This window comes from Boudabousia tangfeifanii (assembly GCF_001856685.1).
Taxonomy (GTDB): Bacteria; Actinomycetota; Actinomycetes; order Actinomycetales; family Actinomycetaceae; genus Boudabousia; species Boudabousia tangfeifanii.
Genome location: NZ_CP017812.1, coordinates 556,557 through 579,406 on the forward strand (window position 1 = coordinate 556,557; position 22,850 = coordinate 579,406).

General features: G+C 53.9%; 29 protein-coding genes. 27 read left to right on the forward strand and 2 right to left on the reverse strand.

The window, feature by feature from the left end:
- Positions 1–63 precede the first annotated feature (63 nt).
- The 15 genes from rpsH (at position 64) to rplQ (ending at position 9,098) form a co-directional block, all read left to right on the forward strand.
- A complete protein-coding gene (rpsH, locus tag BK816_RS02115) occupies positions 64–462 on the forward strand; it encodes a 30S ribosomal protein S8 (protein ID WP_071163705.1) in 399 nt (132 codons plus the stop codon).
- 17 nt (positions 463–479) lie between these two features.
- Positions 480–1,016: a 50S ribosomal protein L6 gene (gene rplF, locus BK816_RS02120; RefSeq protein ID WP_071163706.1), complete on the forward strand. Its 537-nt coding sequence runs from the start codon at positions 480–482 to the stop codon at positions 1,014–1,016.
- A gap of 2 nt (positions 1,017–1,018) precedes the next feature.
- On the forward strand, positions 1,019–1,390 hold the full coding sequence (rplR, locus tag BK816_RS02125; RefSeq protein WP_071163707.1) for a 50S ribosomal protein L18: 372 nt from the start codon (positions 1,019–1,021) through the stop codon (positions 1,388–1,390).
- Positions 1,391–1,418: 28 nt separating this feature from the next.
- The gene (gene rpsE, locus BK816_RS02130) at positions 1,419–2,108 is read left to right on the forward strand and encodes a 30S ribosomal protein S5 (protein ID WP_071163708.1); all 690 of its coding nucleotides are present in this window, start codon (positions 1,419–1,421) and stop codon (positions 2,106–2,108) included.
- Positions 2,108–2,290 carry a 50S ribosomal protein L30 gene (gene rpmD / locus BK816_RS02135; protein ID WP_071163709.1) on the forward strand — a complete coding sequence of 61 codons (183 nt, stop codon included), beginning with the start codon at positions 2,108–2,110 and terminating at the stop codon, positions 2,288–2,290. Before rpsE ends, rpmD begins: the two co-directional genes overlap by 1 nt.
- Positions 2,291–2,292: 2 nt before the next feature.
- Positions 2,293–2,769, forward strand: a complete 477-nt coding sequence (gene rplO, locus BK816_RS02140) for a 50S ribosomal protein L15 (RefSeq protein WP_071163710.1) — start codon at positions 2,293–2,295, stop codon at positions 2,767–2,769.
- Positions 2,770–2,914: 145 nt separating this feature from the next.
- A complete protein-coding gene (gene secY, locus BK816_RS02145; protein WP_071163711.1) occupies positions 2,915–4,213 on the forward strand; it encodes a preprotein translocase subunit SecY in 1,299 nt (432 codons plus the stop codon).
- Entirely contained in the window at positions 4,210–4,776 is a 567-nt protein-coding gene (locus BK816_RS02150; RefSeq protein WP_071163712.1) for an adenylate kinase, read from the forward strand. The genes secY and BK816_RS02150 overlap by 4 nt, the downstream gene beginning before the upstream one ends.
- Positions 4,777–4,885: 109 nt before the next feature.
- A complete protein-coding gene (gene map, locus BK816_RS02155) occupies positions 4,886–5,743 on the forward strand; it encodes a type I methionyl aminopeptidase (protein WP_071163713.1) in 858 nt (285 codons plus the stop codon).
- Positions 5,744–6,044: 301 nt separating this feature from the next.
- Positions 6,045–6,266 (forward strand): translation initiation factor IF-1, encoded by a 222-nt coding sequence (gene infA, locus BK816_RS02160; RefSeq protein ID WP_071163714.1) that lies wholly within the window; start codon positions 6,045–6,047, stop codon positions 6,264–6,266.
- A gap of 44 nt (positions 6,267–6,310) precedes the next feature.
- Positions 6,311–6,424 (forward strand): 50S ribosomal protein L36, encoded by a 114-nt coding sequence (gene rpmJ / locus BK816_RS09075; protein ID WP_003790577.1) that lies wholly within the window; start codon positions 6,311–6,313, stop codon positions 6,422–6,424.
- Between the two features lie 143 nt (positions 6,425–6,567).
- Entirely contained in the window at positions 6,568–6,936 is a 369-nt protein-coding gene (rpsM, locus tag BK816_RS02165; protein WP_071163715.1) for a 30S ribosomal protein S13, read from the forward strand.
- Positions 6,937–6,987: 51 nt separating this feature from the next.
- A complete protein-coding gene (rpsK, locus tag BK816_RS02170; protein ID WP_071163716.1) occupies positions 6,988–7,392 on the forward strand; it encodes a 30S ribosomal protein S11 in 405 nt (134 codons plus the stop codon).
- Positions 7,393–7,539: 147 nt separating this feature from the next.
- Positions 7,540–8,541: a DNA-directed RNA polymerase subunit alpha gene (locus tag BK816_RS02175; protein WP_071163717.1), complete on the forward strand. Its 1,002-nt coding sequence runs from the start codon at positions 7,540–7,542 to the stop codon at positions 8,539–8,541.
- A 29-nt stretch (positions 8,542–8,570) separates the two neighbouring features.
- Positions 8,571–9,098, forward strand: a complete 528-nt coding sequence (gene rplQ, locus BK816_RS02180; RefSeq protein ID WP_071163718.1) for a 50S ribosomal protein L17 — start codon at positions 8,571–8,573, stop codon at positions 9,096–9,098.
- Between the two features lie 183 nt (positions 9,099–9,281).
- Here rplQ and BK816_RS02185 read toward each other — a convergent pair whose 3' ends face one another.
- Positions 9,282–10,034, reverse strand: coding sequence for an ROK family protein (locus BK816_RS02185; protein ID WP_071163719.1), 753 nt, complete (start codon positions 10,032–10,034; stop codon positions 9,282–9,284).
- 59 nt (positions 10,035–10,093) lie between these two features.
- Between BK816_RS02185 and truA the strand changes: the two genes are divergently transcribed.
- From truA to BK816_RS02210, 5 genes are all read left to right on the forward strand, one after another.
- Positions 10,094–10,978, forward strand: coding sequence for a tRNA pseudouridine(38-40) synthase TruA (truA, locus tag BK816_RS02190; protein ID WP_204377200.1), 885 nt, complete (start codon positions 10,094–10,096; stop codon positions 10,976–10,978).
- A 413-nt stretch (positions 10,979–11,391) separates the two neighbouring features.
- Entirely contained in the window at positions 11,392–11,835 is a 444-nt protein-coding gene (gene rplM / locus BK816_RS02195; RefSeq protein WP_071163721.1) for a 50S ribosomal protein L13, read from the forward strand.
- 33 nt (positions 11,836–11,868) lie between these two features.
- On the forward strand, positions 11,869–12,357 hold the full coding sequence (gene rpsI, locus BK816_RS02200; RefSeq protein WP_071163722.1) for a 30S ribosomal protein S9: 489 nt from the start codon (positions 11,869–11,871) through the stop codon (positions 12,355–12,357).
- A 276-nt stretch (positions 12,358–12,633) separates the two neighbouring features.
- Positions 12,634–13,995 (forward strand): phosphoglucosamine mutase, encoded by a 1,362-nt coding sequence (glmM, locus tag BK816_RS02205; protein ID WP_071163723.1) that lies wholly within the window; start codon positions 12,634–12,636, stop codon positions 13,993–13,995.
- 139 nt (positions 13,996–14,134) lie between these two features.
- The gene (locus BK816_RS02210) at positions 14,135–14,794 is read left to right on the forward strand and encodes a DedA family protein (RefSeq protein ID WP_170299649.1); all 660 of its coding nucleotides are present in this window, start codon (positions 14,135–14,137) and stop codon (positions 14,792–14,794) included.
- A 161-nt stretch (positions 14,795–14,955) separates the two neighbouring features.
- On the opposite strand, the gene coaA is transcribed toward BK816_RS02210, so the two are convergent.
- Positions 14,956–15,972 (reverse strand): type I pantothenate kinase, encoded by a 1,017-nt coding sequence (coaA, locus tag BK816_RS02215; RefSeq protein ID WP_083378995.1) that lies wholly within the window; start codon positions 15,970–15,972, stop codon positions 14,956–14,958.
- A gap of 79 nt (positions 15,973–16,051) precedes the next feature.
- On the opposite strand from coaA, the gene alr reads away from it, so the two are divergent.
- The 7 genes from alr to BK816_RS02250 all read left to right on the forward strand — a co-directional run bounded on the left by alr (position 16,052) and on the right by BK816_RS02250 (position 22,802).
- A complete protein-coding gene (alr, locus tag BK816_RS02220; protein ID WP_071163725.1) occupies positions 16,052–17,287 on the forward strand; it encodes an alanine racemase in 1,236 nt (411 codons plus the stop codon).
- Between the two features lie 76 nt (positions 17,288–17,363).
- The gene (gene tsaE / locus BK816_RS02225; protein ID WP_071163726.1) at positions 17,364–17,903 is read left to right on the forward strand and encodes a tRNA (adenosine(37)-N6)-threonylcarbamoyltransferase complex ATPase subunit type 1 TsaE; all 540 of its coding nucleotides are present in this window, start codon (positions 17,364–17,366) and stop codon (positions 17,901–17,903) included.
- The gene (gene tsaB, locus BK816_RS02230; protein ID WP_071163727.1) at positions 17,900–18,601 is read left to right on the forward strand and encodes a tRNA (adenosine(37)-N6)-threonylcarbamoyltransferase complex dimerization subunit type 1 TsaB; all 702 of its coding nucleotides are present in this window, start codon (positions 17,900–17,902) and stop codon (positions 18,599–18,601) included. Before tsaE ends, tsaB begins: the two co-directional genes overlap by 4 nt.
- A gap of 14 nt (positions 18,602–18,615) precedes the next feature.
- The gene (gene rimI / locus BK816_RS02235; RefSeq protein ID WP_071163728.1) at positions 18,616–19,116 is read left to right on the forward strand and encodes a ribosomal protein S18-alanine N-acetyltransferase; all 501 of its coding nucleotides are present in this window, start codon (positions 18,616–18,618) and stop codon (positions 19,114–19,116) included.
- Positions 19,117–19,339: 223 nt separating this feature from the next.
- Positions 19,340–20,071, forward strand: a complete 732-nt coding sequence (locus tag BK816_RS02240; protein ID WP_071163729.1) for a succinate dehydrogenase cytochrome b subunit — start codon at positions 19,340–19,342, stop codon at positions 20,069–20,071.
- On the forward strand, positions 20,071–22,044 hold the full coding sequence (locus tag BK816_RS02245) for a fumarate reductase/succinate dehydrogenase flavoprotein subunit (RefSeq protein ID WP_071163730.1): 1,974 nt from the start codon (positions 20,071–20,073) through the stop codon (positions 22,042–22,044). Before BK816_RS02240 ends, BK816_RS02245 begins: the two co-directional genes overlap by 1 nt.
- Positions 22,041–22,802: a succinate dehydrogenase/fumarate reductase iron-sulfur subunit gene (locus tag BK816_RS02250; protein ID WP_071163731.1), complete on the forward strand. Its 762-nt coding sequence runs from the start codon at positions 22,041–22,043 to the stop codon at positions 22,800–22,802. Before BK816_RS02245 ends, BK816_RS02250 begins: the two co-directional genes overlap by 4 nt.
- The last annotated feature ends 48 nt before the right edge of the window (positions 22,803–22,850 follow it).

The window sequence follows — 22,850 nt, forward strand, 5'->3', positions numbered from 1 at the left end:
CGTCGAAGGTCCACCAGCAATAAGTGCTAGGGGAAACCCCGACGAGGAAGGGCATCGCCCAAAATGTCAATGACAGATCCGATCGCAGACATGCTGACACGTCTGCGTAACGCTAACTCGGCACAGCACGAGTCGGTTTCCATGCCGCACTCGAAGCTGAAGGCTGCCATCGCGCAGATCCTCGAAGCCGAGGGTTATATTCTAGGTTCTGAGGTTGAGGACGCCCGCGTAGGCAAGACCTTGACTCTCAAACTCAAGTACGGAAAGAATCGCGAACGCGCCATCTCCGGTTTGAAGCGTGTCTCCAAGCCAGGTTTGCGTAAGTACGCGAAGTCGACCGATCTGCCCAAGGTTATGGGTGGCCTAGGTGTGGCAATTTTGTCCACCTCCTCTGGCCTACTCACTGACCGCGAGGCAGCTAACAAGGGTGTTGGTGGGGAAGTCCTCGCCTACATCTGGTAAGAAAGGAAGTTTCAACAATGTCTCGTATTGGCAAACTTCCGGTCACCATTCCGGCAGGTGTTGAGGTTAAGCTCAACGGCTCAGAACTCACTGTTAAAGGCCCTAAGGGCCAGCTCGTTCACAACATTCCGGAACCAATTGAGGTTTCGATTGAAGGTAACGAACTGACCGTTAAGCGCCCGAATGACGAACGTAAGTCGCGTTCGCTTCACGGCCTAACCCGCACCCTCATTGCAAACATGGTTACCGGCGTGACCGAAGGCTTCTCCAAGAAGCTCGAAATCGTTGGTACCGGTTACCGTGTTGTTGCTAAGGGTAAGAACCTAGAGTTCGCTCTTGGTTTCTCGCACCCAGTGCCGGTTGAAGCTCCGGAAGGCATCGAATTCACTGTCGAAGGCCCAACCAAGCTCACCGTCTCTGGTATCGATAAGCAGCAGGTTGGCGAAGTCGCGGCGAACATTCGCAAGATTCGTAAGCCCGAACCTTACAAGGGTAAGGGTGTTCGCTACGCTGGCGAACAGGTCCGCCGCAAGGTCGGAAAGGCAGGTAAGTAATCATGGCTTACACCGTTAAAGGTAAAGGTAAGGCAATTGCTCGGCTGCGTCGTCACCAGCGTGTGCGCAAGAATGTCTTTGGGACCGCTGAACGTCCACGCCTAGTCGTACGTCGTTCAAACCGTCACATGGTAGCCCAGGTTATCGATGACGTTAAGGGTCACACTTTGGCTGCAGCATCCACCCTTGATAAGGATTTTGCTGGCGCCGAAATGAACAAGACTGAACAGGCTCGCAAGGTCGGAGAACTCATCGCACAGCGCGCTAAGGACGCTGGTGTTGAAGCAGTTGTATTCGACCGTGGCGGCAACAAGTACCATGGCCGCGTCGCGGCCGTCGCAGACGGGGCCCGCGAAGCCGGGCTAAGCCTGTGATCGCGAAGAGAAGGAAGAGGGCATACTGATGGCTGCACAGCAGCGAGACAGGAACGGCCAGTCCACCGAAAATCGCGACACAGAGCGTCGCGAGCGTCGGGGACGCCGAGAAGAACGTCGTGGCAACAAGGGCCGCGAAGAAAAGAACCAGTACATCGAACGTGTTGTCACCATCAACCGCGTTTCGAAGGTGGTAAAGGGTGGACGTCGTTTCTCCTTCACCGCACTCGTAGTCGTAGGCGATGGCGAAGGCACCGTAGGTGTTGGCTATGGTAAGGCCAAGGAAGTACCAGCAGCAATCGCCAAGGGCGTTGAAGAAGCAAAGAAGAACTTCTTCCGCGTTCCAATGATTCGCCGCACCATTACTCACGTCTCCCAGGGTGAAGACGCAGCAGGTATCGTTCTGCTCCGTCCTGCAGCTCCTGGTACCGGTGTTATCGCCGGTGGTCCGGTCCGTGCAGTCCTAGACTGCGCCGGTGTCCACGACGTTTTGAGTAAGTCCTTGGGCTCCTCCAATGCTATTAACATTGTTCACGCAACCGTTAAGGCATTGAAACAGCTAGAACAGCCAGAAGCAGTGGCCGCACGTCGTGGCCTACCGCTCGAACGCGTTGCCCCAGCCGGCATGCTTCGTGCGCGTGCTGAAGGTCAAGCCGAACAGAAAGCTGCAGCCGAAAAGGCTGAAGCTGAAGCCGCTGCTGCGGGGGTGAGTGAGTGATGGCAAACGTCAAGATTACTCGTGTCCGCGGTGACGTCGGTTCCAAGCAGTACCAGCGCGATACTATGCGCACCCTAGGTCTGCGTAAGATCGGCCAATCCACCGTCCGCGAAGATGGTCCTCAGCTACGTGGTTACCTACGTACTGTGGCCCACCTCGTTAAAGTTGAGGAGGTCGACTGACCATGGCTAAGAGCACTGAAAAAGCTGAAGAAAAAGTACAGGTTCTGCGAGTACACCACTTGCGTCCTGCACCAGGCGCCAAGAAAGCAAAAATGCGTGTTGGCCGTGGTGAAGGCTCCAAGGGTAAGACCGCAGGTCGTGGTACTAAGGGCACCAAGGCACGGTACCAGGTACCTCTCGGTTTCGAGGGTGGCCAGATGCCGATGCACATGCGTCTGCCCAAGCTCCGCGGTTTCAAGAACCCATTCCGTACCGAATACCAGGTTGTTAACCTCGATAAGCTATCGAGCGTCTTCCCTGAAGGTGGCAAGCTAGGCGTCGAAGAACTCGTCGCTGCTGGTCTAGTCCGTAAGGGCTCCTTGGTTAAGGTCCTCGGCACCGGTGAAGTTTCGGCTAAGTTCGAACTCACTGTCGATGCTTGGTCTGCATCTGCAAAGACCAAGATCGAAGCCGCTGGTGGGTCTTTGAACCTACGCTAAGCAACTAAAAAGGGGCGACTCGCGTTCGCGAGTCGCCCCTTTTTTCGTTATCTGTTGGTTTTAACTGCACAAATAGTTAAAATGTCCCTCGTGATAGGGGAGCACCCAAACGCTCCCACTTTTGGTTTTCTACTTAGGAGGTAGCGTGCTAAGCGCATTTGCACAAGCGTTCCGCACCCCCGATTTGCGACGTAAGCTATTGTTTACGTTGTTCATCATGGCGCTATTCCGTGCCGGTACATTCGTACCATCGCCGGGCGTATCGATTCATAACATTAATCAATGTATGGCCCAATCAGGTGGAGCTGGTTTGCTCGACCTCGTGAACCTATTCTCAGGTGGTGCACTGCTCCAACTGTCCGTGTTCGCGCTGGGCATTATGCCGTACATTACGGCCTCGATTATTATCCAGTTGCTACGAGTAGTGGTTCCCCGCTTCGATGATCTGCACAAAGAAGGGCAGACCGGTCAAGCCAAGCTAACCCAGTACACTCGTTACCTGACCATCTTCCTTTCGGTCATGCAGGCAACTGGCTTTATTTCTCTAGCTCGTTCCGGCAACCTCTTCCCAGGTTGCCAAGAAAAGATCATCCCTAATGACACCGTCTGGACCATGATCCTCATGATTATCGTCATGACCGCTGGTTCCTCCGTCATTATGTGGCTCGGTGAATTCATCACCTCGAAGGGCATCGGCAACGGCATGTCCCTCCTGATCTTCACCTCCATCATCGCTCGCCTTCCTGCCCAGCTATGGGGTATTGCCACCACCGCCGACAACGGCGTAATCAAGGTGCTAGGCATCATCGCGTTGATTATGGCGATCACCATTGCTATCGTCTTCGTGGAACAGGCAATGCGTCGCATCCCGGTCCAGTACGCCAAGCGTATGGTAGGTTCCCGTAGCTACGGTGGCACCTCTACCTACATTCCGATCAAGATCAACATGTCTGGCGTTATCCCAGTCATCTTCTCGACCTCGATCTTGGCAATGCCGATGATGGCTGCCCAGTTCGCCGGAAATAACTCAGAATGGGCACTGTGGATCCAGCGCTACTTCCACCAGCAGTCTTGGGTCTACATGGTCCTAGACGCTATCCTGATCATCTTCTTCTGCTTCTTCTACACCCAGATCACCTTCGATCCGGCTGAAGTTGCAGACAACATGAAGAAGTACGGTGGCTTCGTCCCAGGTGTTCGCGCTGGCAAGCCTACTGAGGACCTCCTACGCTACGTAATCAACCGCATTACTACCGCTGGTTCGCTCTACCTAGTACTCGTGGCACTCATCCCAGTGCTAGTGCTAATCCCAATGGGCATCAGCAACCATCAACTACCATTCGGTGGCACCACCCTACTGATTATTGTCGGTGTGGGCCTCCAGACCGTTAAAGAAGTTAACGCCCAGTTGCGTCAACACCACTACGAAGGATTCCTACGATGACTCGTTTACTACTAGTTGGTCCGCCCGGAGCAGGTAAGGGTACCCAGGCCAAGCACATTGCCGAAAGCCTAAACATCCCTCACATCTCTACTGGTGAGATCTTCCGTCTTAATATTTCGTCCCAAACCGAACTCGGCAAGCAGGCCCAGGCCTACATCGAAAAGGGCGAGTTCGTCCCAGACACTGTTACCAACCCAATGGTCAAGGATCGTCTCGCTCAGGAAGATGCTGCTAACGGCTTCCTCCTCGATGGCTACCCACGTACCCTCGAGCAGGCCAAGCTCCTCGCTGGCATGCTAGCCGAGCTAGGTACCAAGCTGGACCTAGTTATCGAAATCATGGCCGACACTGATGAGGTCGTAAACCGCCTCCTCAAGCGCGCCGAAATCGAAAACCGCGCAGACGATACCGAAGAGGTCATCCGTCACCGCATGGAGGTCTACGAAGAGCTCACCGTGCCATTGACTGACTTCTACCGCGAGCAGGGCATCCTAGTGCAGGTTGATGGTCACGGTACCATCGACGAGGTCGCCGCTCGTATCGACGAAGTACTCGCAAAGTAACACGTCACAGAAAACCAAAAGACAATCGAGGGACATCCCAAAGCGGGGTGTCCCTCGATTGCTATACTAAAAACCAAAACCACCTGGTCAATCAACTCCGAGGCAGAAAATGCGATACCGCGACAAAGTAAAAGTCAAAAGCCCACAACAAATCAAGTACATGCGCGAAGCCGGCCTAGTTGTCGCCGCCATGCACGATGCGCTACGCGAAGCTGCCATCCCAGGAATCACCACCGGCGAACTCGACCAAATCGCCCGCAAAGTCATCAAAGAGTATGACGCTCACTCGAACTTCCTCGGCTACCACGGTTTCCCAGCAGTAGTGTGCATCTCGCGAAATGAAGAAATCGTTCACGGTATCCCGGGTAGCACTAAGCTGGCCGAGGGCGACCTCGTCAAGTTCGACTGCGGTGCCTATGTTGTGCGGGAAGGTAAACAGTGGCACGGCGATGCTGCTTTCGCCAAACTCATCGGCGGAGACGAGAAAGCCAGCGAAAAAGCTCGGCAACTCGACCAACTGACCAAAGAATCACTACATGCGGCGATTGTCTCCCTCGCTAAAGGGGCGAAGACTCTCGCAGCAGTTGGGGATGCGGTAGAAGACACTGTGGCTCTGCGAGCCTTCGATTGGGGTTGGGAAGCTGGCATCATCGAAGAATATGTCGGCCATGGGATTGGCAACGCCATGCACGAAAGCCCCGACGTCTACAACTACCGAGTGCGTGGCAAACTAACTACCCTCAAACCAGGCATGGTTTTCGCGATCGAACCAATGCTCACTGCGGGCGAGGCTGACAATCACACCCTAGCTGATGGCTGGACTGTGGTCACCGATGACAACTCATGGGCGTGCCAGTGGGAACACACCGTAGCCATTATGCCTAGCGGTGTTTGGGTACTAACCGCCCACGATGGGGGAGCATCCATCCTAGAGCCGGCTGGTCTTAGCCCGGTCGCCCTCGGCTAGCAAAAGCTAACGCTACAGGTGCGAACTCTCAGATTCGACCTGCCGCAAAGCTGAACTTGCACCCTAAAGCATTGAGGGTAACTGTCGGCGCTGACGAATGAGATAGAGCCAGCCGGTTAACTGGACACTCCGTTTAGCAACCAATGGTGAGGGAAAAGACAACACCTTTAGGTTGCCCAGTAGCGAAAAACCTAATAGGCTTATCTATTGGGTGTCCTCACCTTAGACCGTTGTGTCAAAAGTGCGGACCGTCCTCGTAATCCTTACGAGGGTAGCCTGAAATTGAGAGTAGACGGAGTATATGGCGAAAAAAGACGGTGTCATTGAAGTAGAAGGAACTGTCGTTGAGGCACTTCCTAACGCAATGTTCCGCGTTGAATTGCAGAACGAACATATCGTTCTGGCGCACATTTCTGGCAAAATGCGTCAGCACTACATTCGTATCCTTCCTGAGGATCGGGTAGTGGTGGAGCTAAGCCCTTACGACCTCACCCGAGGCCGTATTGTCTACCGATACAAGTAATAACTACGACACATGCGCCGCCTAGCGGCGGCGGAGGTAAAATCATGAAGGTCAAGCCGAGTGTCAAGAAAATCTGTGACAAGTGCAAGGTGATTCGTCGCCACGGTAACGTCATGGTTATTTGCGACAACCCAAGGCACAAGCAGCGTCAGGGCTGAACCCCAACGCTGACTGCTTAATAAATAGCGTTTCACCAGCCACCCGCATCTAGCGGTGCTGCCCTCGGTTTCGGAGGCCGAGGCCGGACATTAAATCGAGTCCGGAAGGTGAGGCGACGACCTCCGATTCAACAGGAGAAATAATGGCACGTATTGCCGGTGTAGACCTCCCGCGCGAAAAGCGCCTGGAGATTGCACTTACTTATGTATATGGCGTGGGTCGTACTCGCGCAAAGGAAACTCTTGAAGCCACTGGCGTGTCCCCTGACACCCGCGTGCGTGACTTGACTGAAGAAGAACTAGTCAAGCTCCGTGACTTCATCGAAGGCAATTACAAGGTTGAAGGTGACCTACGCCGTGAGGTGCAGGCCGACATTCGCCGCAAGATTGAAATTGCATCGTACCAGGGCCTACGCCACCGTCGTGGTTTGCCGGTCCGTGGTCAGCGTACCAAGACCAACGCTCGTACCCGCAAGGGCCCGAAGCGCACCGTTGCAGGTAAGAAGAAGTAATAGTTGGCTGTGCGCATTACGCTCAGTTCGATGATCTTTAGGAGAAAATAAATGCCCCCCAAGACACGCGCTACCGCGGCCCGTAAAGGCCGTCGGAAAGAACGCAAGAATATTCCCGCTGGACAGGCACACATCAAGTCCACGTTCAACAACACCATCGTTTCCATCACCGATCCTACCGGTGCCGTAATTGCTTCCTGCAGCTCCGGCCAGGTTGGCTTCAAAGGCTCGCGTAAGTCGACTCCTTTCGCCGCACAGCTCGCTGCTGAAGCAGCTGCTAAGCGTGCACAGGAACACGGCATGAAGAAGGTTGACGTTTTCGTTAAGGGTCCTGGCTCCGGCCGCGAAACCGCGATTCGTTCCCTACAGGCCACCGGCTTGGAAGTTGGTTCCATCCAGGATGTGACCCCCCAGGCTCACAACGGCTGCCGCCCACCAAAGCGTCGCCGCGTCTGATGTTGTCTGGGCGTGTTCTCGCACGCCTGTTCGCGTTGGAAGCGCGCCACGCTTTTAACGCTAACTTTTAAATCCTTTGTGGGCTAATCCCACAGGAAACGAACTTGACGTCATATGGCGGATGTCAAGTGAGGAAAGGAAATCGATGTGGATATTACACAACGACCTATTTTGACCGAAGAAGTGGTGAGCGAACGTCGCTCCCGGTTCACCCTTGAACCACTCGAGCCTGGCTTCGGCTACACGCTTGGTAACTCTTTGCGTCGCACGTTGTTGTCGTCCATTCCTGGTGCAGCAGTTACCTGGATTCGCATTGATGGTGTGCAGCACGAATTTTCCACCATTGAAGGTGTAAAAGAAGACGTTGCGCAGATTATTCTGAACATTAAGCAAATCGTTCTGTCTTCGGACAGCGATGAGCCAGTTGTGATGTACCTACATCAGACTGGTGAAGGCGTTGTCACCGCCGGTGACATCACCCCACCAGCAGGCGTAGAAATTCACAACCCCGAGTTGGTTCTAGCTACCCTCAACGAAAAGGGTCGCCTAGAAATCGAATTGACCGTAGAACGCGGCCGCGGATACATCCCAGCATCCCAGGCTAGCCGTGACGATGCTGAAATCTCTCGCATCCCAGTCGATTCGATCTACTCGCCGATTCTTAAGGTCACCTACAAGGTCGAAGCTACCCGTGTTGGTCAGCGCACCGACTTTGACCGTTTGATCGTCGATGTAGAAACCAAGCCAGCTATCAGCCCACGCGACGCCCTCGCTTCGGCCGGTTCGACCCTCGTTGGTCTCTTCGGCTTGTGCAAGGAACTCAACGTCGAATCCGAAGGGATCGAGTTGGGTGAGTCCCAGACTGATAACGCCTTGGCTGCCGACTTGGCACGTCCAATCAAGGAACTAGGCTTGCAGCCACGTTCCATGAACGCTTTGCACCGCGACGAAATCAACACCATCGGTGAATTGGTTGCTCGTTCTGAAGCAGATTTGCTGGACATTCGTAACTTTGGGGCGAAGTCCATCGAAGAAATTAAGGAAAAACTCGCCCTCATTGGGATGTCCTTGAAAGACTCGCAAATGCCCTCGGTAGGTGACCTTGACGGTTCCTCTTCCGTACAGTTTAGCGACGAATCTTTCGCCTGATCCCATTCTTATTTTAAGGAGAAACTAACATGCCTAAGCCCGCTAAGGGTCCCCGTCTGGGGGGCAGCGCTGCGCACGAGCGTTTGATTCTAGCTAACTTGTGCCGCAACGTAATCGAACACCGTGAAATCACCACCACTTTGGCTCGCGCCAAGCGCGTCCAGCCATTGCTCGAACGCTTGATCACCAAGGCCAAGCGTGGCGACCAGCACGCACGTCGTTTGGCTATGCGTACTCTTGGCACCAACACTGCCAAGCGTGAAGGTCGTTTCGACTACACCTACGAATTGTTTGACGTTATCGCCAAGGAAATCGATCCTGCACGCGAAGGCGGCTACACCCGCATCGTCAAGCTACCAAACCGTAAGGGTGACCAGGCTCCAATGGCTCGCCTCTCCTTGGTTCTTGAACCGGTTGCTAAGAAGGCTGCCGTAAAGACCGCTGAAGGCACCGCCAAGAAGGCTGCTGAAAAGAAGGAAGCTCCAAAGAAGGCTGAAAAGCCAGCTGAAGAAGCTCCTGCAGCTGAAGAAAAGGCTGAAGCTAAAGAAGAAGCCTGAGCTTAGCTAAAAAGTTTTCCCCCGAAGAGCATTGCTCCTCGGGGGAAAACTTTTTATTTGGCACAAACATGAGGGTAAATCTTAGCGGCAGTAAGCTCACTACCACGTTAAGACACGGACGGCCGGTTCCCGGCAAGTGCAAGCAGTAACCGCCATAGCCAAGCAAAAAGTCTTAGCTTTCGCTTAACCCATCGCGTCCCAGATTCTGACTCCACCAAAAATTCCAGCACTATTTGGGACAATCTCAATTTCATCCCCCAGACGTTCCAGGTAAAGCGGGGTGAGATGTACACTGTTACCCCCACCCAAATAGAGGCGATCCCAAACATACATCGGTTTCAAAGCCGTGAGCACTCGCCAGATGCGGCGTGACCAATGAGTATCACCCAATCGCAGACGTTCATGTTCGCCAATGTAGTCATCATAGGTGAGGCCCCATCTAATCGGGCCTTGTGACAATTCCACATGCGGCGCTAGACGGCCATTGTCAAATACCGCATTGCCCAATCCGGTTCCCAAAGTAATGACCATTTCGAGTCCTTGGCCGCCAATCACGCCAGCGCCGGCAACCTCGGCGTCATTACAAACCAAGGTTGGGAGGCCCAAACTATCGGCCAAAGCCCCCTGCATATCAAAGTGATCCCACTGAGTGATCAACTCGGGAAGGGGACGCGTCCTCGGTCCTTCTCGATTGATGTAATGCGGCGTATTAATCACGACGCCGTGACGAATCATCCCCGGCATTCCTACCGTCACCCGATCGGCAGCAGGTAGCTGGGCGGCAAGTTCTTGAATCGTAGAAATTAGTAGGGTAGGGGGCAGCGGATAAGGAGTTGGTGTGCGCACGGGCTCTGTTAGCATTTTTCCCGCTTGGTCGAGGACGGAGCCTTTAATCCCGCCGCCACCACAGTCGATCGCCAAAGTACGCAAGTTAATCAGTCCTTCCCTTCAAGAAGATTCTAACGGCAATGCACCCCTACGGTATAATCCAAGCCATGGAAACTACCCGCAAAGTTCGGCTCGATCTCGCCTACGACGGTACCGACTTTCACGGCTGGGCGGCGCAGCCGGGTTTGCGAACGGTACAAGGCGAAATCGAAAAGGCACTTGCCTTGATTTTGCAACGTCCGATCGCTTTAACTGTAGCTGGACGTACCGATGCGGGAGTGCACGCCTCGGGTCAAGTCGCTTGCTTCGATCTGACCGAGGACGAATGGGCGCGCCTTAAACCACGACATGGAGTTGATGACCCCGGCGTTGCGTTAACCCGCCGGCTAAACGGTTTGCTACAACGAACCTCTCAAGGGAGCGGTAGTGACGTCGTCATTTATCAAACTCAACTGGTGCCAGCGAGTTTTGATGCCCGTTTTTCTGCCCTCGGTCGGCACTATTCGTATCGACTAGCCGATCAACTGACCTGCCAGCATCCCACGCAGCGGCATAACACCACTTGGCTTACGAAGAATGCGGTGCCACTCGATTTGGCAAAAATGAACGAGGCCGCCACCCATTGCCTAGGCGAACATGATTTTTTGAGCTTTTGCAAACCGCGCGAGGGCGCCTCGACCATTCGGACGCTCTACCAGTTCGAGTTCACGCGACTAGCCGATGGGGTAGTGGTAGCCGACTTGCATGCGGATGCTTTTTGTCATTCTCAAGTTCGCTCACTGGTAGGGGCAGCAGTATTTGTGGGGTCTGGAAAACGGCCAGTAGGTTACCTGGCAGAATTGATTGCAAAGCCCTCGCGCGATAACGCAGCACCACTAGCGCCACCCGAAGGACTCACCTTGACCAAAGTCGATTACCCAGAAGGGGAAACAGCCCTTGCTGAGCAGGCAAAAGCAGCCAGAAGGCTAAGAACCTGCGAAGAATGCGACTAAAGCGTTAACAGTCAAGCCGAAACAAGACGGGCCCCGCTAGGGGAGATTTGGGTTGATCCTTATCCCGACTAGGGGAAAATTGGGTTCATCCGGATAGAGGGAAAGTGTTGTCCAATAAACGGGAAACTGGCGGCTCCCCTGAAATCGAAACATCGCGGAGCCGAAGATGGCAAAACACTGCGACTTAAGCGGCAAGAGCTTCGATTTGCTTGAAGGTGAGAGCATTTACACAGCCGATCTATTGTCGAAAAGCTGACAACCAGTTAAACTAGTCGAGTTGTGTGTATGCACAGAGTTTACTTAATGTTCCCACTCGTTAAGTAAAAACCGCTACACATGCGAGACTGTAACTTACAAATAGAGGATCCGCGAAACCGCGCGATCCCGCTAGAGATGAAAAGAAGGCTGCAAGCGTGCGCACTTATTCACCGAAGCCTGGGGACGCCAACCCAAAGTGGTATGTCGTTGACGCGACAGATGTCGTCCTAGGTCGTTTAGCGTCCCACGTCGCCGTTCTGCTCCGTGGGAAGCACAAGCCAACTTTTGCCCCCCACTCGGATCAGGGCGATTTTGTGATTGTTATTAACGCCGGCAAGGTTGCTTTGACCGGTAACAAGGCTGACACCAAGTTTGCATACCGTCACTCAGGTCGCCCAGGCGGCTTGACTGCGGTTTCCTACCGTGACTTGTTGGCTACTCGCCCGGAGCGGGCTATTGAACTAGCTGTTCGACGGATGCTTCCAAAGAACAAGCTAGGGCGCGCCCAGATGCGTAAGTTGAAGGTATACGCAGGTGCGGAACACCCGCACGCTGCTCAGAAGCCTGAAACATTCGAGATTACCCAGGTCGCCCAGTAATTTACTGGCCCGGAATAGAAAACGAGGATTACAGTGGCTGAGACCACCGTCGAGATTGAAGAGCTGGAAGAAGTTCCTAGCTCGTACACGTCGCAGACCGAGGAAGGCCCTGCCGGCCGCGGTCAGTCGTTGACGGCACCGGGCGCAGGCCTGGGACGTCGTAAGGAAGCTGTTGCTCGGGTCCGTTTGGTTCCCGGCACCGGCGAATGGAAGTTGAATGGCCGCACTTTGGAAGATTACTTCCCGAACAAGTTGCACCAGCAGCTAGTTCGCGCCCCATTCACCCTATTGGACATCGAAGGACGCTTTGACGTTATTGCCCGGATCCACGGTGGTGGCATCTCCGGTCAGGCTGGCGCCCTACGTATGGGTATTGCCCGCGCATTGAACGAAATCGATCGCGAAGCAAACCGTCCTGCTTTGAAGAAGGCTGGCTTCTTGACCCGTGACGCCCGTGCGGTTGAACGTAAGAAGGCTGGTTTGAAGAAGGCACGTCGTGCCCCTCAGTTCTCGAAGCGTTAAGCAAAACTGCTTTTTGTGGTGGGCTGTCGATTACCGACAGCCCACCACTTTTTTCTAAGAAAACTATCCGGCTGCTCATACCGTGCCGCTTAAACATCTTCGTGAAACCCCAAAGCCTCTATGCTCAAAGGTTTCAATAACCACCGTTAAATAAGCAAGATATTGCAACGGGTTTGGATTATTTGCTCACAAGTTGAGCTATCTCCAACGGATACTGTGATAAAACATAGTTTTAGCGCAGTACAATGAACAAAAAGACCTATGAGAGGAAAACAAATGGCTCGTATTTTCGGCACCGATGGGGTGCGAGGACTAGCAAACCGTGACATCACTGCCACCCTAGCGTTGGAACTAGGCCAGGCAGCTGCCCGACACATTCTTTCGACCCTACCCCCGGAGCGTCTCGAAGACGAGCACAAGCCAAAGGCCATCATCGGTCGCGACACACGTGTTTCTGGTGAATTCCTCTCCCACGCAATTGCCGCTGGGCTCGCATCAGCAGGGATGGACGTAATCCGCATTGGGGTCGTCCCTACTCCTGCGGTTGCCTACCTCATGGCTTCTGGAGACTACGACCTCGGTGTTATGATCTCCGCTTCCCACAACCCGATGCCTGACAATGGCATTAAATTCTTCGCCCGTGGCGGTTTCAAACTTGATGACGCCGTGGAAGACCAGATTCAGGCTTTGTTGGAAAGTGGCGACTGGGAGGCCCCAATCGCCGACGGCGTGGGTGAAATTGAAACCGACCCAGCTACCGCCGACCGCGCATACATTGAACACTTGGTAGCCGCTTGTGGTACTCCGCTAAAGGGTCTTCGCATAGCCGTTGACTGTGCAAACGGTGCCGCCTCCTTCGTTGGCCCAGAAGCTCTGCGTGAAGCCGGTGCTGACGTCGTCGTGATGAATGCATCCCCAGACGGTCGCAACATCAACGATGACTGCGGTTCAACCCACCCAGAACAGCTACAAGCAGTTACCGTCGCTTCCAAGGCCGCTTTTGGCGTAGCCTTCGACGGCGACGCTGACCGCTGCCTTGCCGTCGACCACGAAGGTAACCTCATTGATGGTGACCAAATTATGGGTATGCTCGCCCTCGGCCTGAAGAACGAAGGACGTTTGGCGGAAGATACCCTAGTGGTAACCGTTATGTCGAACCTCGGCCTGCTCCTAGCCATGAAGGAAAACGGCATCAAGACTGTGCAGACTGGTGTTGGTGACCGCTACGTCCTCGAATCGATCCTAGCTAATGGCTACCAGCTAGGTGGCGAACAATCCGGCCACCTCATCAACGCCCACTACGCCACCACCGGTGACGGGGTACTTACCGCCCTGATGATTGCCCGTGAAGTAAAGCGTTCAGGCAAGTCCCTCAAGGACCTCACCAGCTTCGTAAAGCGTCTACCACAGACTCTCATCAACGTGCCGAATGTCGACAAGAACCGCATCGATGACGAAGAACTACAAGCCGCGATCCGGAAGACCGAAGACTTCCTCGGTGAATCCGGCCGCGTGCTGCTGCGCGCCTCGGGTACTGAACCATTGGTTCGCGTCATGGTGGAAGCAGCTACCCAAACCGAGTCCGATGCTGCCGCCGCCCGTCTAGCTGACGTGGTGGCACATCGACTAGCTCTCTGATTAAGGATGCCCGTTTTCACAGCTTAGAGCATATTCGCTTGCCTAAAAGTCGTAATTTCTGCGAAACTATTGCGAAAGCTCACCGTGAAAACGGGCATTTCTTGTTGTCACCACCCCGAAGGAAGATATGCATTATTGGATGAACATAGTGATGGAGTATGTCCTTCACTGGGCAGGTAGCTACGCTATCTTGCCAATCCTAACGCTGTTTTGTTTCATTGATGGCTTCGCTCCGATCCTGCCCTCAGAAACGCTCATCATTGCGCTCTCATCGCTAGCGCACACTGGTGAAACCGTTCCGCTCTGGACCGTGATTATCGCTGCCACTATTGGAGCTTTCTTCGGTGACCTCGGTGCCTACCATGTGGGTCGTTGGCTCCCCATTGAAAAAATCCCGGTAATCCGTCGCTTCGCCACTCCCAGTGCACTGGCAAAAGCACGCGAGGCCCTCAATCGCAGAGGTACCTCTTACCTGCTAGCTGCCCGCTTCATCCCAGTGGGTCGTGTAGCCGTCAACATGACCGCCGGTGCTGCCCGCTTCCACCTACGCCGTTTTATCCCCACCATGCTAATCGCTGATGTCCTCTGGACCTCATTCAGCGTCATGATCGGCTGGACTGCAGGCAAAATGCTGCAACACAATCCCTTGCTAGGAATGCTCATCGGCATCGCTTGCGGTATTACTTTTGGCTTCATTATTGATCAAATCCTCCAGCGGATTATGATGCGCCGGCAGGTGCCCACGGTCGCGGCAGCACCCGAAGAAGAAGCTGAGATCGTACCAGCTCCAGAGGCTTAAAACTTCCTGCGGGGTAGAAGAAAATACCGCCCACAACTAGGCCAGAAATCGCCCTCGGTAGGATGGCAACCAATGTCCGTCCTCGGTTAGGCGACAAACCAGAATCCGCCCTCGGCTAGGCGACAAACCAGAACCCGCCCTCGGCAAGGCACAAGAAAAAGCTAGAGCTTGCGCAAATGCAACTCTTGGACCCGGTGGTCGGGACCCTTCGAGAGAATCAAATCGGCGCGAGTACGAGTCGGGCGAATGTTCTGGACAAAATTCACCAAGTTAATCTCGGTCCAAATCTGCTTCGCCAAAGAGATCGCTGTCTGATCGTCAAGATCGGCGTAAGCCTTAAAGTACGAGTCTTCGCGGGTGAAGGCCGTCTTCCGTAACTCAAGGAACCGGTCAATATACCAACGCTCAACATCAGCATGATTCGCATCAATAAAGATCGAAAAATCGAAATAGTCAGAAACCGCAATCGTTGGCTGATGCGCATCCGGGGTCAAACGCGGCGGCTGTAGCACGTTAATACCTTCAATAATGAGCACATCTGGACGGTCGACCTCGATAAATTCATCCGGCATCACGTCATAGGTGACATGCGAGTAAACCGGGGCATTGACCTTACCTGATCCAGCCTTCACTTTCGCCAAAAAACTCAAAAGGGCTTGGCGGTCATAAGACTCTGGGAAACCCTTGCGGCCCATCAGGCCTTTTTCTTCCAACACCTTGTTTGGGTACAAGAAGCCGTCAGTGGTAATCATGGCCACGTTGCTCATGGAAGGGAAGCGAGAAAGCAAGTCACGCAAAACGCGCGCAATCGAGGACTTGCCAACTGCCACCGAACCGGCGATGCCCACCACGAAGGGCACCTGGAAATCGGGAGAAGCCTGGAGGAACTTCATGCGGCTAGCCGCTAGTTCCCGGTGGGCTGTAACATGCAGCTCAATCAGCTTAGAAAGTGGGCGATAAATCGCGTCGACCTCGGCAAGGTCGATCGGGTCGCCCAAGCCGGCCAGCCGAGCCACGTCCTCGTTAGTTAACGGCAGGGGAGTGGCCTTAGCTAAAGTCGACCACTGCTCGCGAGAAAAAGGCCGATAAGGCGAGTCCACGCTGGACCGATTAAACAGGGAGGACTCGGCGTCACTAATCGCTCTGACAGCCGCTGAAAGTTCTTCGCGAGAATGCATGGAGTTATTTTGACACCATTTAAGAACTTTCGCACCTGCCGGTTTGCTCCCTTAGTCACTTTGAGTCAGACTTAAAGCCATGACCGAACCCTCTTCGCTTTATGCGGGACAAGCAGAAATTGACCTGAGCGCATTCGCTAAAAATCTTGCCGCCTTGCAAGCCCACGCACCCCAGGCTGAACCACTAGCCATTGTGAAAGCCGACGCGTATGGGCATGAGGCAAAACTGATTGCCAAAGCCGCATGGGATCAAGGGGTACGATGGTTAGGACAAGCTCAAGTGCAAGAAGCCTTAAACTTGCATGCCTACTTCGATCAGATCGGTTTGCCGAGTTGTCACGAGGCGAATGGGCCACGCATCTTCACCTGGATTTTTCCTTCAGGGGCTAACGGAGTAAAGGCGCGGAAAGCCGCAATCGCAGCCGGACTAGATATTTCGGTCTCTAACACTTTTGAACTCGATGAGTTGCTCTTGGCCTACCATGATTTGCTGGCCGAGGACGAAGCCACCAAGAAACCAGCGCGCGTGCATTTAAAGATTGACGTAGGGAATTCTCGCGCCGGCGCCACCAAAGAACATTGGCCAGAGCTGGTTGCTGCCACGAAAGCAGCCGTGGAAACTGGAATCGTCAGTTTGGAAGGCATCTGGTCACACTTGCAAAGCGCCGATGACCCCGCCCCAGAAGCGATTGCTGAAACAAACCAGCAAATCGATAACTTTGAAGCGGCGATTGAGGTGGCAAAAGCTGCTGGGCTCTCACCGGTTCGTCGCCACCTGTCCGCCACTAGTGGTGGGCTGTGGCATCCTAGAGCCCATTTTGACATGATCCGTTGGGGGATTGGCCTCTATGGCTATTCGCCGAACCCCGCCCACCCAGGTTCACCTACTGATTTGACGCCGGTAATGACCCTCGCAGCGCCATTGATGTCGGTAAAACAGATCCCGGCAGGGCAAGGCGTCTCCTATAACGCTACTTGGCGGGCAGAACGAGCTACCTGGGTAGGGCTAGTTCCCCTCGGTTATGCCGATGGTATCTCTCGTCTCCAGTCCAATACTGCGTGGGTGACGGTCTATCACGAGGGTGAGGCCATCCCGGCGCGGATCATTGGACGCGTTTGCATGGACCAGTTCATGATCGACCTCGGTCATGGCGAGCAACCCCGCGCCGCCAGAGGAGATCGAGTCGTCCTATTTGGGGGCGAACAGAAGGCCGCAAATGCCGACGATTGGGCAAAAACAGCTCAAACGATTAGCTATGAAATCCTCACTTCCATTGGGGCCCGCGTACCAAGAGTTCCCACCCTCACCAAATAATCCCTTCCTTCGCCACCCAAAGTGAGTAAAATAGATGCAGTGTGCTTGCAGGTTGTCACACTAGAAGGAGTTTTGCATGTTAGTCATTAAGACTAAAGATCCCGATCAGACCCGGGCAGTCGGTCAAGCCCTAGCCAAAATTGTGCGTGCCGGCGACCTCATCATGTTGAGCGGTGGCTTGGGTGCAGGCAAAACTACCTTCACACAAGGCTTAGGTGAAGGCATGGGGGTACGAGGCCGCGTTGCTTCCCCTACCTTCATTATTGCTCGCGAGCACCCCAACCCCAATGGCCCAAACCTGATTCACGCCGATGCCTACCGAATCAACGACCTCGACGATTTAGAAACTCTCGATCTTGATGCCAGTCTAGATACCGCCGTCACCGTAGTGGAATGGGGCGAAGGCAAAACTGAAGCGATGAGCGAAGACCGTCTCGAAATTGAAATTCGTCGTGCCGGGGGAGACCTTACTGTCGCCACCGAAGGTGAAGTGGTTGACCTAGCAGAAGCTGATGATGGCAGCCGTGACATTGTGATTACCCCATGCTCTGACCGTTGGAGCGAAGAAGACCTTAATATCCTTGCCACTGCGCTCAAGTCGGAGGAAAACAAATGAAATTGCTATGTCTAGACACTTCCGCTGGTTCGCAGGTAGCGCTAGTTGAAGGTGAGCGGGTACTTTCCCAAGCTGCTTCCAATTCTGCGCGTGCGCATGCCGAATCGTTGACTGATCTCATTCGGGAAGTCTGCGGCATTGCTAGTGGGGAACCATTAAAAGGGGCGTTCGACGCGGTAGTTGTTGGTCGAGGCCCGGCACCCTACACTGGTCTTCGCGCCGGACTAATCACTGCCCGGGTACTAGCTAAGGCCTGTGACGTACCGGTTTATGGCGTCTCCTCCCTAGAAATGATTGCTCGGGCAGCGCTAGATGAACTTCCCGCAGAAAGCCAAGTTGTCGCTTTAGCCGATGCTCGACGCAAAGAACTCTACGCCGCACAGTTCTCCGCCCTCGGCACAGACGACTTACAACAGATTGGCGACTTTGAGGTAGATAAGCCCGCCTCCTTGCATGAAACACTGCCAGAAAACGTTTGGCGAGTCGGTCCTGGTTTGGCTCTCTACCCAGAACTGGAAAATGAATCGCCGGTCAGTGTTCCTACAGTTCCAGTGACAGTGGCGGCTCGCATCGTAAATGCTCGACTAGCAAATGGGCGAGCTGAAGAACTTGGCACAGAACCACTCTACTTGCGTCGCCCAGACGTTCAGGTTTCGAAAAAAGTCAAAAGTACTCTTGGCGACCAAGCCAAAAAGTAACGAGAGGAACTACGATGCCAGTTAACCCCGAGCCGCGCGATGCCGCCCTCGCCACCGCAGTTCCCGAAGGCTATTCGCTACGTATACTGACCGAGGACGAGGTGTTCGACGCAGCGGCCATTGAATTAGAAGTCTTTCCTCGGGACGCTTGGACTGTACCCATGCTACAGGCCGAATTCACCGGTCCTTATCGCATTTATCTAGGTGTATTTGACGAAAATTCCACCATGGTGGGCTATGCAGGTGCCATGCGTGGTGGCGACAGCATCGAAATTATGACAGTCGGAGTGATCGAAACAGCTCGAGGTAAAGGCCTTGGACGGACCTTAACCATGGCGTTATTGCGGGCAGGTAAAGCAGCTGGAGTTGAGATGGCTTTCCTTGAAGTTCGAGAATCCAATGAAATCGCTGCGAGCCTCTATCGGAGCCTCGGATTTGAAGAGATCGATCGCCGCAAACGCTACTACCATCAGCCTACTGAAGACGCTGTGATTATGGCGTGCAAACTCGACTAAGCTGTCCATAGAGCTAAGGGCCAACGATTTTAATAAAAACAATGTTGCGTAATGCTCACCTAAATATAGCTAGTCACTAGAAAAATCCACTTTCGTGGGGGCGGTCACATGGGTTACCTAAAGTGGCGTAATGTCGGGAAAAAGTCACTTTTGGTAGCTGGCTCTAAGGAAGAATAAGACTTCTGTCCTAAAGGTTAAGCATCAATTCAGGTAACTTATTGCCGTGGCCAATATTACGAAATCATCCCAGAAACGACGCAGCTGGAATACCACAGTGTTCATGAAACAACTGATGGCTATTTCAGGTCTGTTCTTTGTCGTATTTGTTATTTTCCATTCCTACGGTAACCTCAAGATCTTCCAAGGTCCTGAGGCTTACAACGAGTATGCGCATCACTTGCGCACCATGTTCATGCCCATCCTTCCTTACGAAGGCTTGCTGTGGATCTTGCGTGTCGGCCTTTTGGTCTTCCTTGCAGTTCACTTGTGGGCAGCGGCAAACACCTGGAAGCGCTCTAACCGCGCCCGTGGTTCCCGTTACATGGTCAAGAAGTCCGCTTCTGACGCTTACGCTGCACGTACCATGCGTGTGGGTGGCGTTATCTTGCTGTTCTTCATCCTATTCCACTTGGGGCACTTCACCATGAAGTGGTTCAAGATTGGTGACGCTAATGCTTACAACGCACCTGAGGTTGACGGTGTTGCCACCGCTCCTTACCTAATGATGCAGACCACCTTCTCGCACTGGTACATGGTACTGGTTTACGCGATTGGTGTGGGTGCCCTTTGCTTGCACATCTCGCACGGCATCTGGTCTGCTCTTCAGTCCTTCGGGTGGCTCCGTAAGAACACCAAGTCCTTGATCATCATCGTTTCCGGTTTGGTCGGTGCTTTCGTGTTCTTGTTGTTCATGGCTCCTCCGATCTACCTACTAATCACTGGTGGTGTTCACTGATGTCAGAAATGATCTCTGGCCTCTACCGCGAAGGCGAAAAAATCGCGGATACCAAGGCACCAACCGATGTGCCCTTGGCTCAAGTTTGGGAACAGCGTAAGTTCAACGCCAAGCTAGTTAACCCAGCTAACCGTCGTAAGCTCTCGGTAATCATCGTTGGCTCTGGTTTGGCTGGTGGCGCTGCTGCCGCTTCGCTTGGCGAAATGGGCTACAACGTTCACTGCTTCTTCTACCAAGATTCTGCTCGCCGTGCGCACTCCATTGCAGCACAGGGTGGTATCAACGCAGCTAAGAACTACCGTAACGACAACGACTCGGTTTACCGTCTGTTCTACGACACCGTTAAGGGCGGCGACTACCGTGCACGTGAAACCAACGTGTACCGTCTAGCAGAAGTTTCTGCTGCCATCATCGACCAGTGTGTTGCTCAGGGCGTTCCATTCGCTCGCGAATACGGCGGTCTGCTCGATAACCGTTCCTTCGGTGGTGTGCAGGTTTCCCGTACCTTCTACGCTCGTGGCCAGACAGGTCAGCAGCTATTGATCGGTGCTTACCAGGCAATGGAACGTCAGGTTGCTGCCGGTACCGTAAAGGAATACCCACGTCACGAAATGGTCGAATTGATTGTGGCCGATGGACGAGCTCGCGGCATCGTAGCCCGTGATATGTCCACCGGTGAAGTCAAGACCTACACCGCAGACGCTGTGGTACTAGCTACCGGTGGTTACGGAAACGTCTTCTTCCTATCGACCAACGCCATGGGCTGTAACGGTTCTGCTATCTGGCGTGCACACCGTAAGGGCGCTTACTTCGGTAACCCTTGCTACACCCAGATTCACCCAACCTGCATCCCGCAGCATGGTGATCAGCAGTCCAAGCTAACCCTAATGAGTGAATCCCTCCGTAACGACGGTCGTATTTGGGTTCCCAAGAAGGCTGAAGATTGCGAAAAGGATCCTCGCGACATTCCAGAAGAAGATCGCGACTACTACCTCGAACGTATTTACCCATCCTTCGGTAACCTCGTTCCTCGTGACGTTGCCTCCCGTAACGCCAAGAACGTTTGTGACGAAGGCCGAGGCGTCGGTCCTAAGATCGACGGCGTCGCTCGCGGCGTATACCTCGACTTCGCTGATGCGATTAACCGCATGGGCAAGGACGCTGTTTCTGCAAAGTACGGCAACCTCTTCGACATGTACGAACGCATCACCGACGACAACCCATATGAAGTGCCAATGCGTATTTACCCAGCAGTGCACTACACCATGGGTGGCCTCTGGGTCGACTACGACCTCGAATCCTCGATCCCAGGTTTGTTCGTCACCGGTGAAGCTAACTTCTCCGACCACGGTGCTAACCGCCTAGGCGCCTCTGCTTTGATGCAGGGTCTGTCGGACGGCTACTTCGTATTGCCTAACACCATTAACGATTACCTAGCATCTGGCCCATTCGAAAAGCTTGACGCAAATGCTCCAGCCGTGGTTGAAGCACGTGATGAAGCCCAAGCTCGAATCGATAAGCTCATGAGCATCAACGGTAACCGTTCGGTCGACTCCTTCCACAAGGAACTCGGCTCGATCATGTGGGAATACTGTGGCATGTCGCGTAACGAAGCTGGCCTCAAGCTAGCTATCGATAAGATCCGTGAACTTCGCAAGGAGTTCTGGACCAACGTACGCGTCCCCGGTAAGTCGATTGGTGAACTCAACCAGTCCCTAGAAAAGGCCGGCCGCGTTGCCGACTTCATGGAACTAGCCGAGCTCATGTGTATCGACGCCCTACACCGCAGCGAATCCTGTGGTGGTCACTTCCGTGAGGAATCCCAGACCGCAGAAGGTGAAGCAAAGCGTAACGACGCCGAGTACACCTACGTGGCAGCTTGGGAATTCGGTGGCGATGACCAGCCACCAATCCTCCACAAAGAAGATTTGGTCTACAAGAACATTGAGCTGAAGGAGCGTAGCTACAAGTGAACGTAACACTGCGAATCTGGCGTCAGAACGCCGACGGTAGCGACGGTGCGCTACATGACTACAAGCTCACCGGCATTTCGGAGGACTCCTCGTTCCTCGAAATGCTTGACGTTCTAAACGAAGAGCTGTTTGCCCGCGGTGAAGAACCCATCGCATTTGACTCTGACTGCCGCGAAGGTATTTGTGGCCAGTGTGGTCTAGTGATTAACGGCGTGCCTCACGGTAACGAAGGCCCCTCCGCTGATCAGAACACCACCACCTGTCAGGTACACATGCGCCACTTCAAAGATGGTGACACCATCACCATTGAACCATGGCGTTCGACCGCATTCCCGATCATCAAGGACCTAGTGGTTAACCGCTCGGCCTTTGACCGCATTATCCAGGCTGGTGGCTACATTTCCGTAAACACCGGTGCTGCTCCTGATGCACACGCAACTCCAGTTCCGAAGCAGGACGCTGACCGTTCCTTCGAAGCTGCTGCTTGCATCGGCTGTGGCGCTTGTGTCGCTGCTTGCCCGAACGGATCGGCAATGCTGTTCACCTCGGCAAAAGTTACCCACCTCGGCTTGTTGCCACAGGGTAAACCAGAAAACCTTCAGCGTGTCACCGACATGCTAAACCAACACGACGAAGAAGGCTTCGGCTCCTGCACCAACATTGGTGAATGTGCCGCTGTTTGCCCTAAGGGTATCTCCTTGGACAACATCGCCTTCATGAACCGTCAGTTGGCAAAGGCTGTCTTCAAGGGCCTCTAAGCCTAACCGGCCACAAAAAGCCGGCTTCGAAACACTATTCTTTAGTGT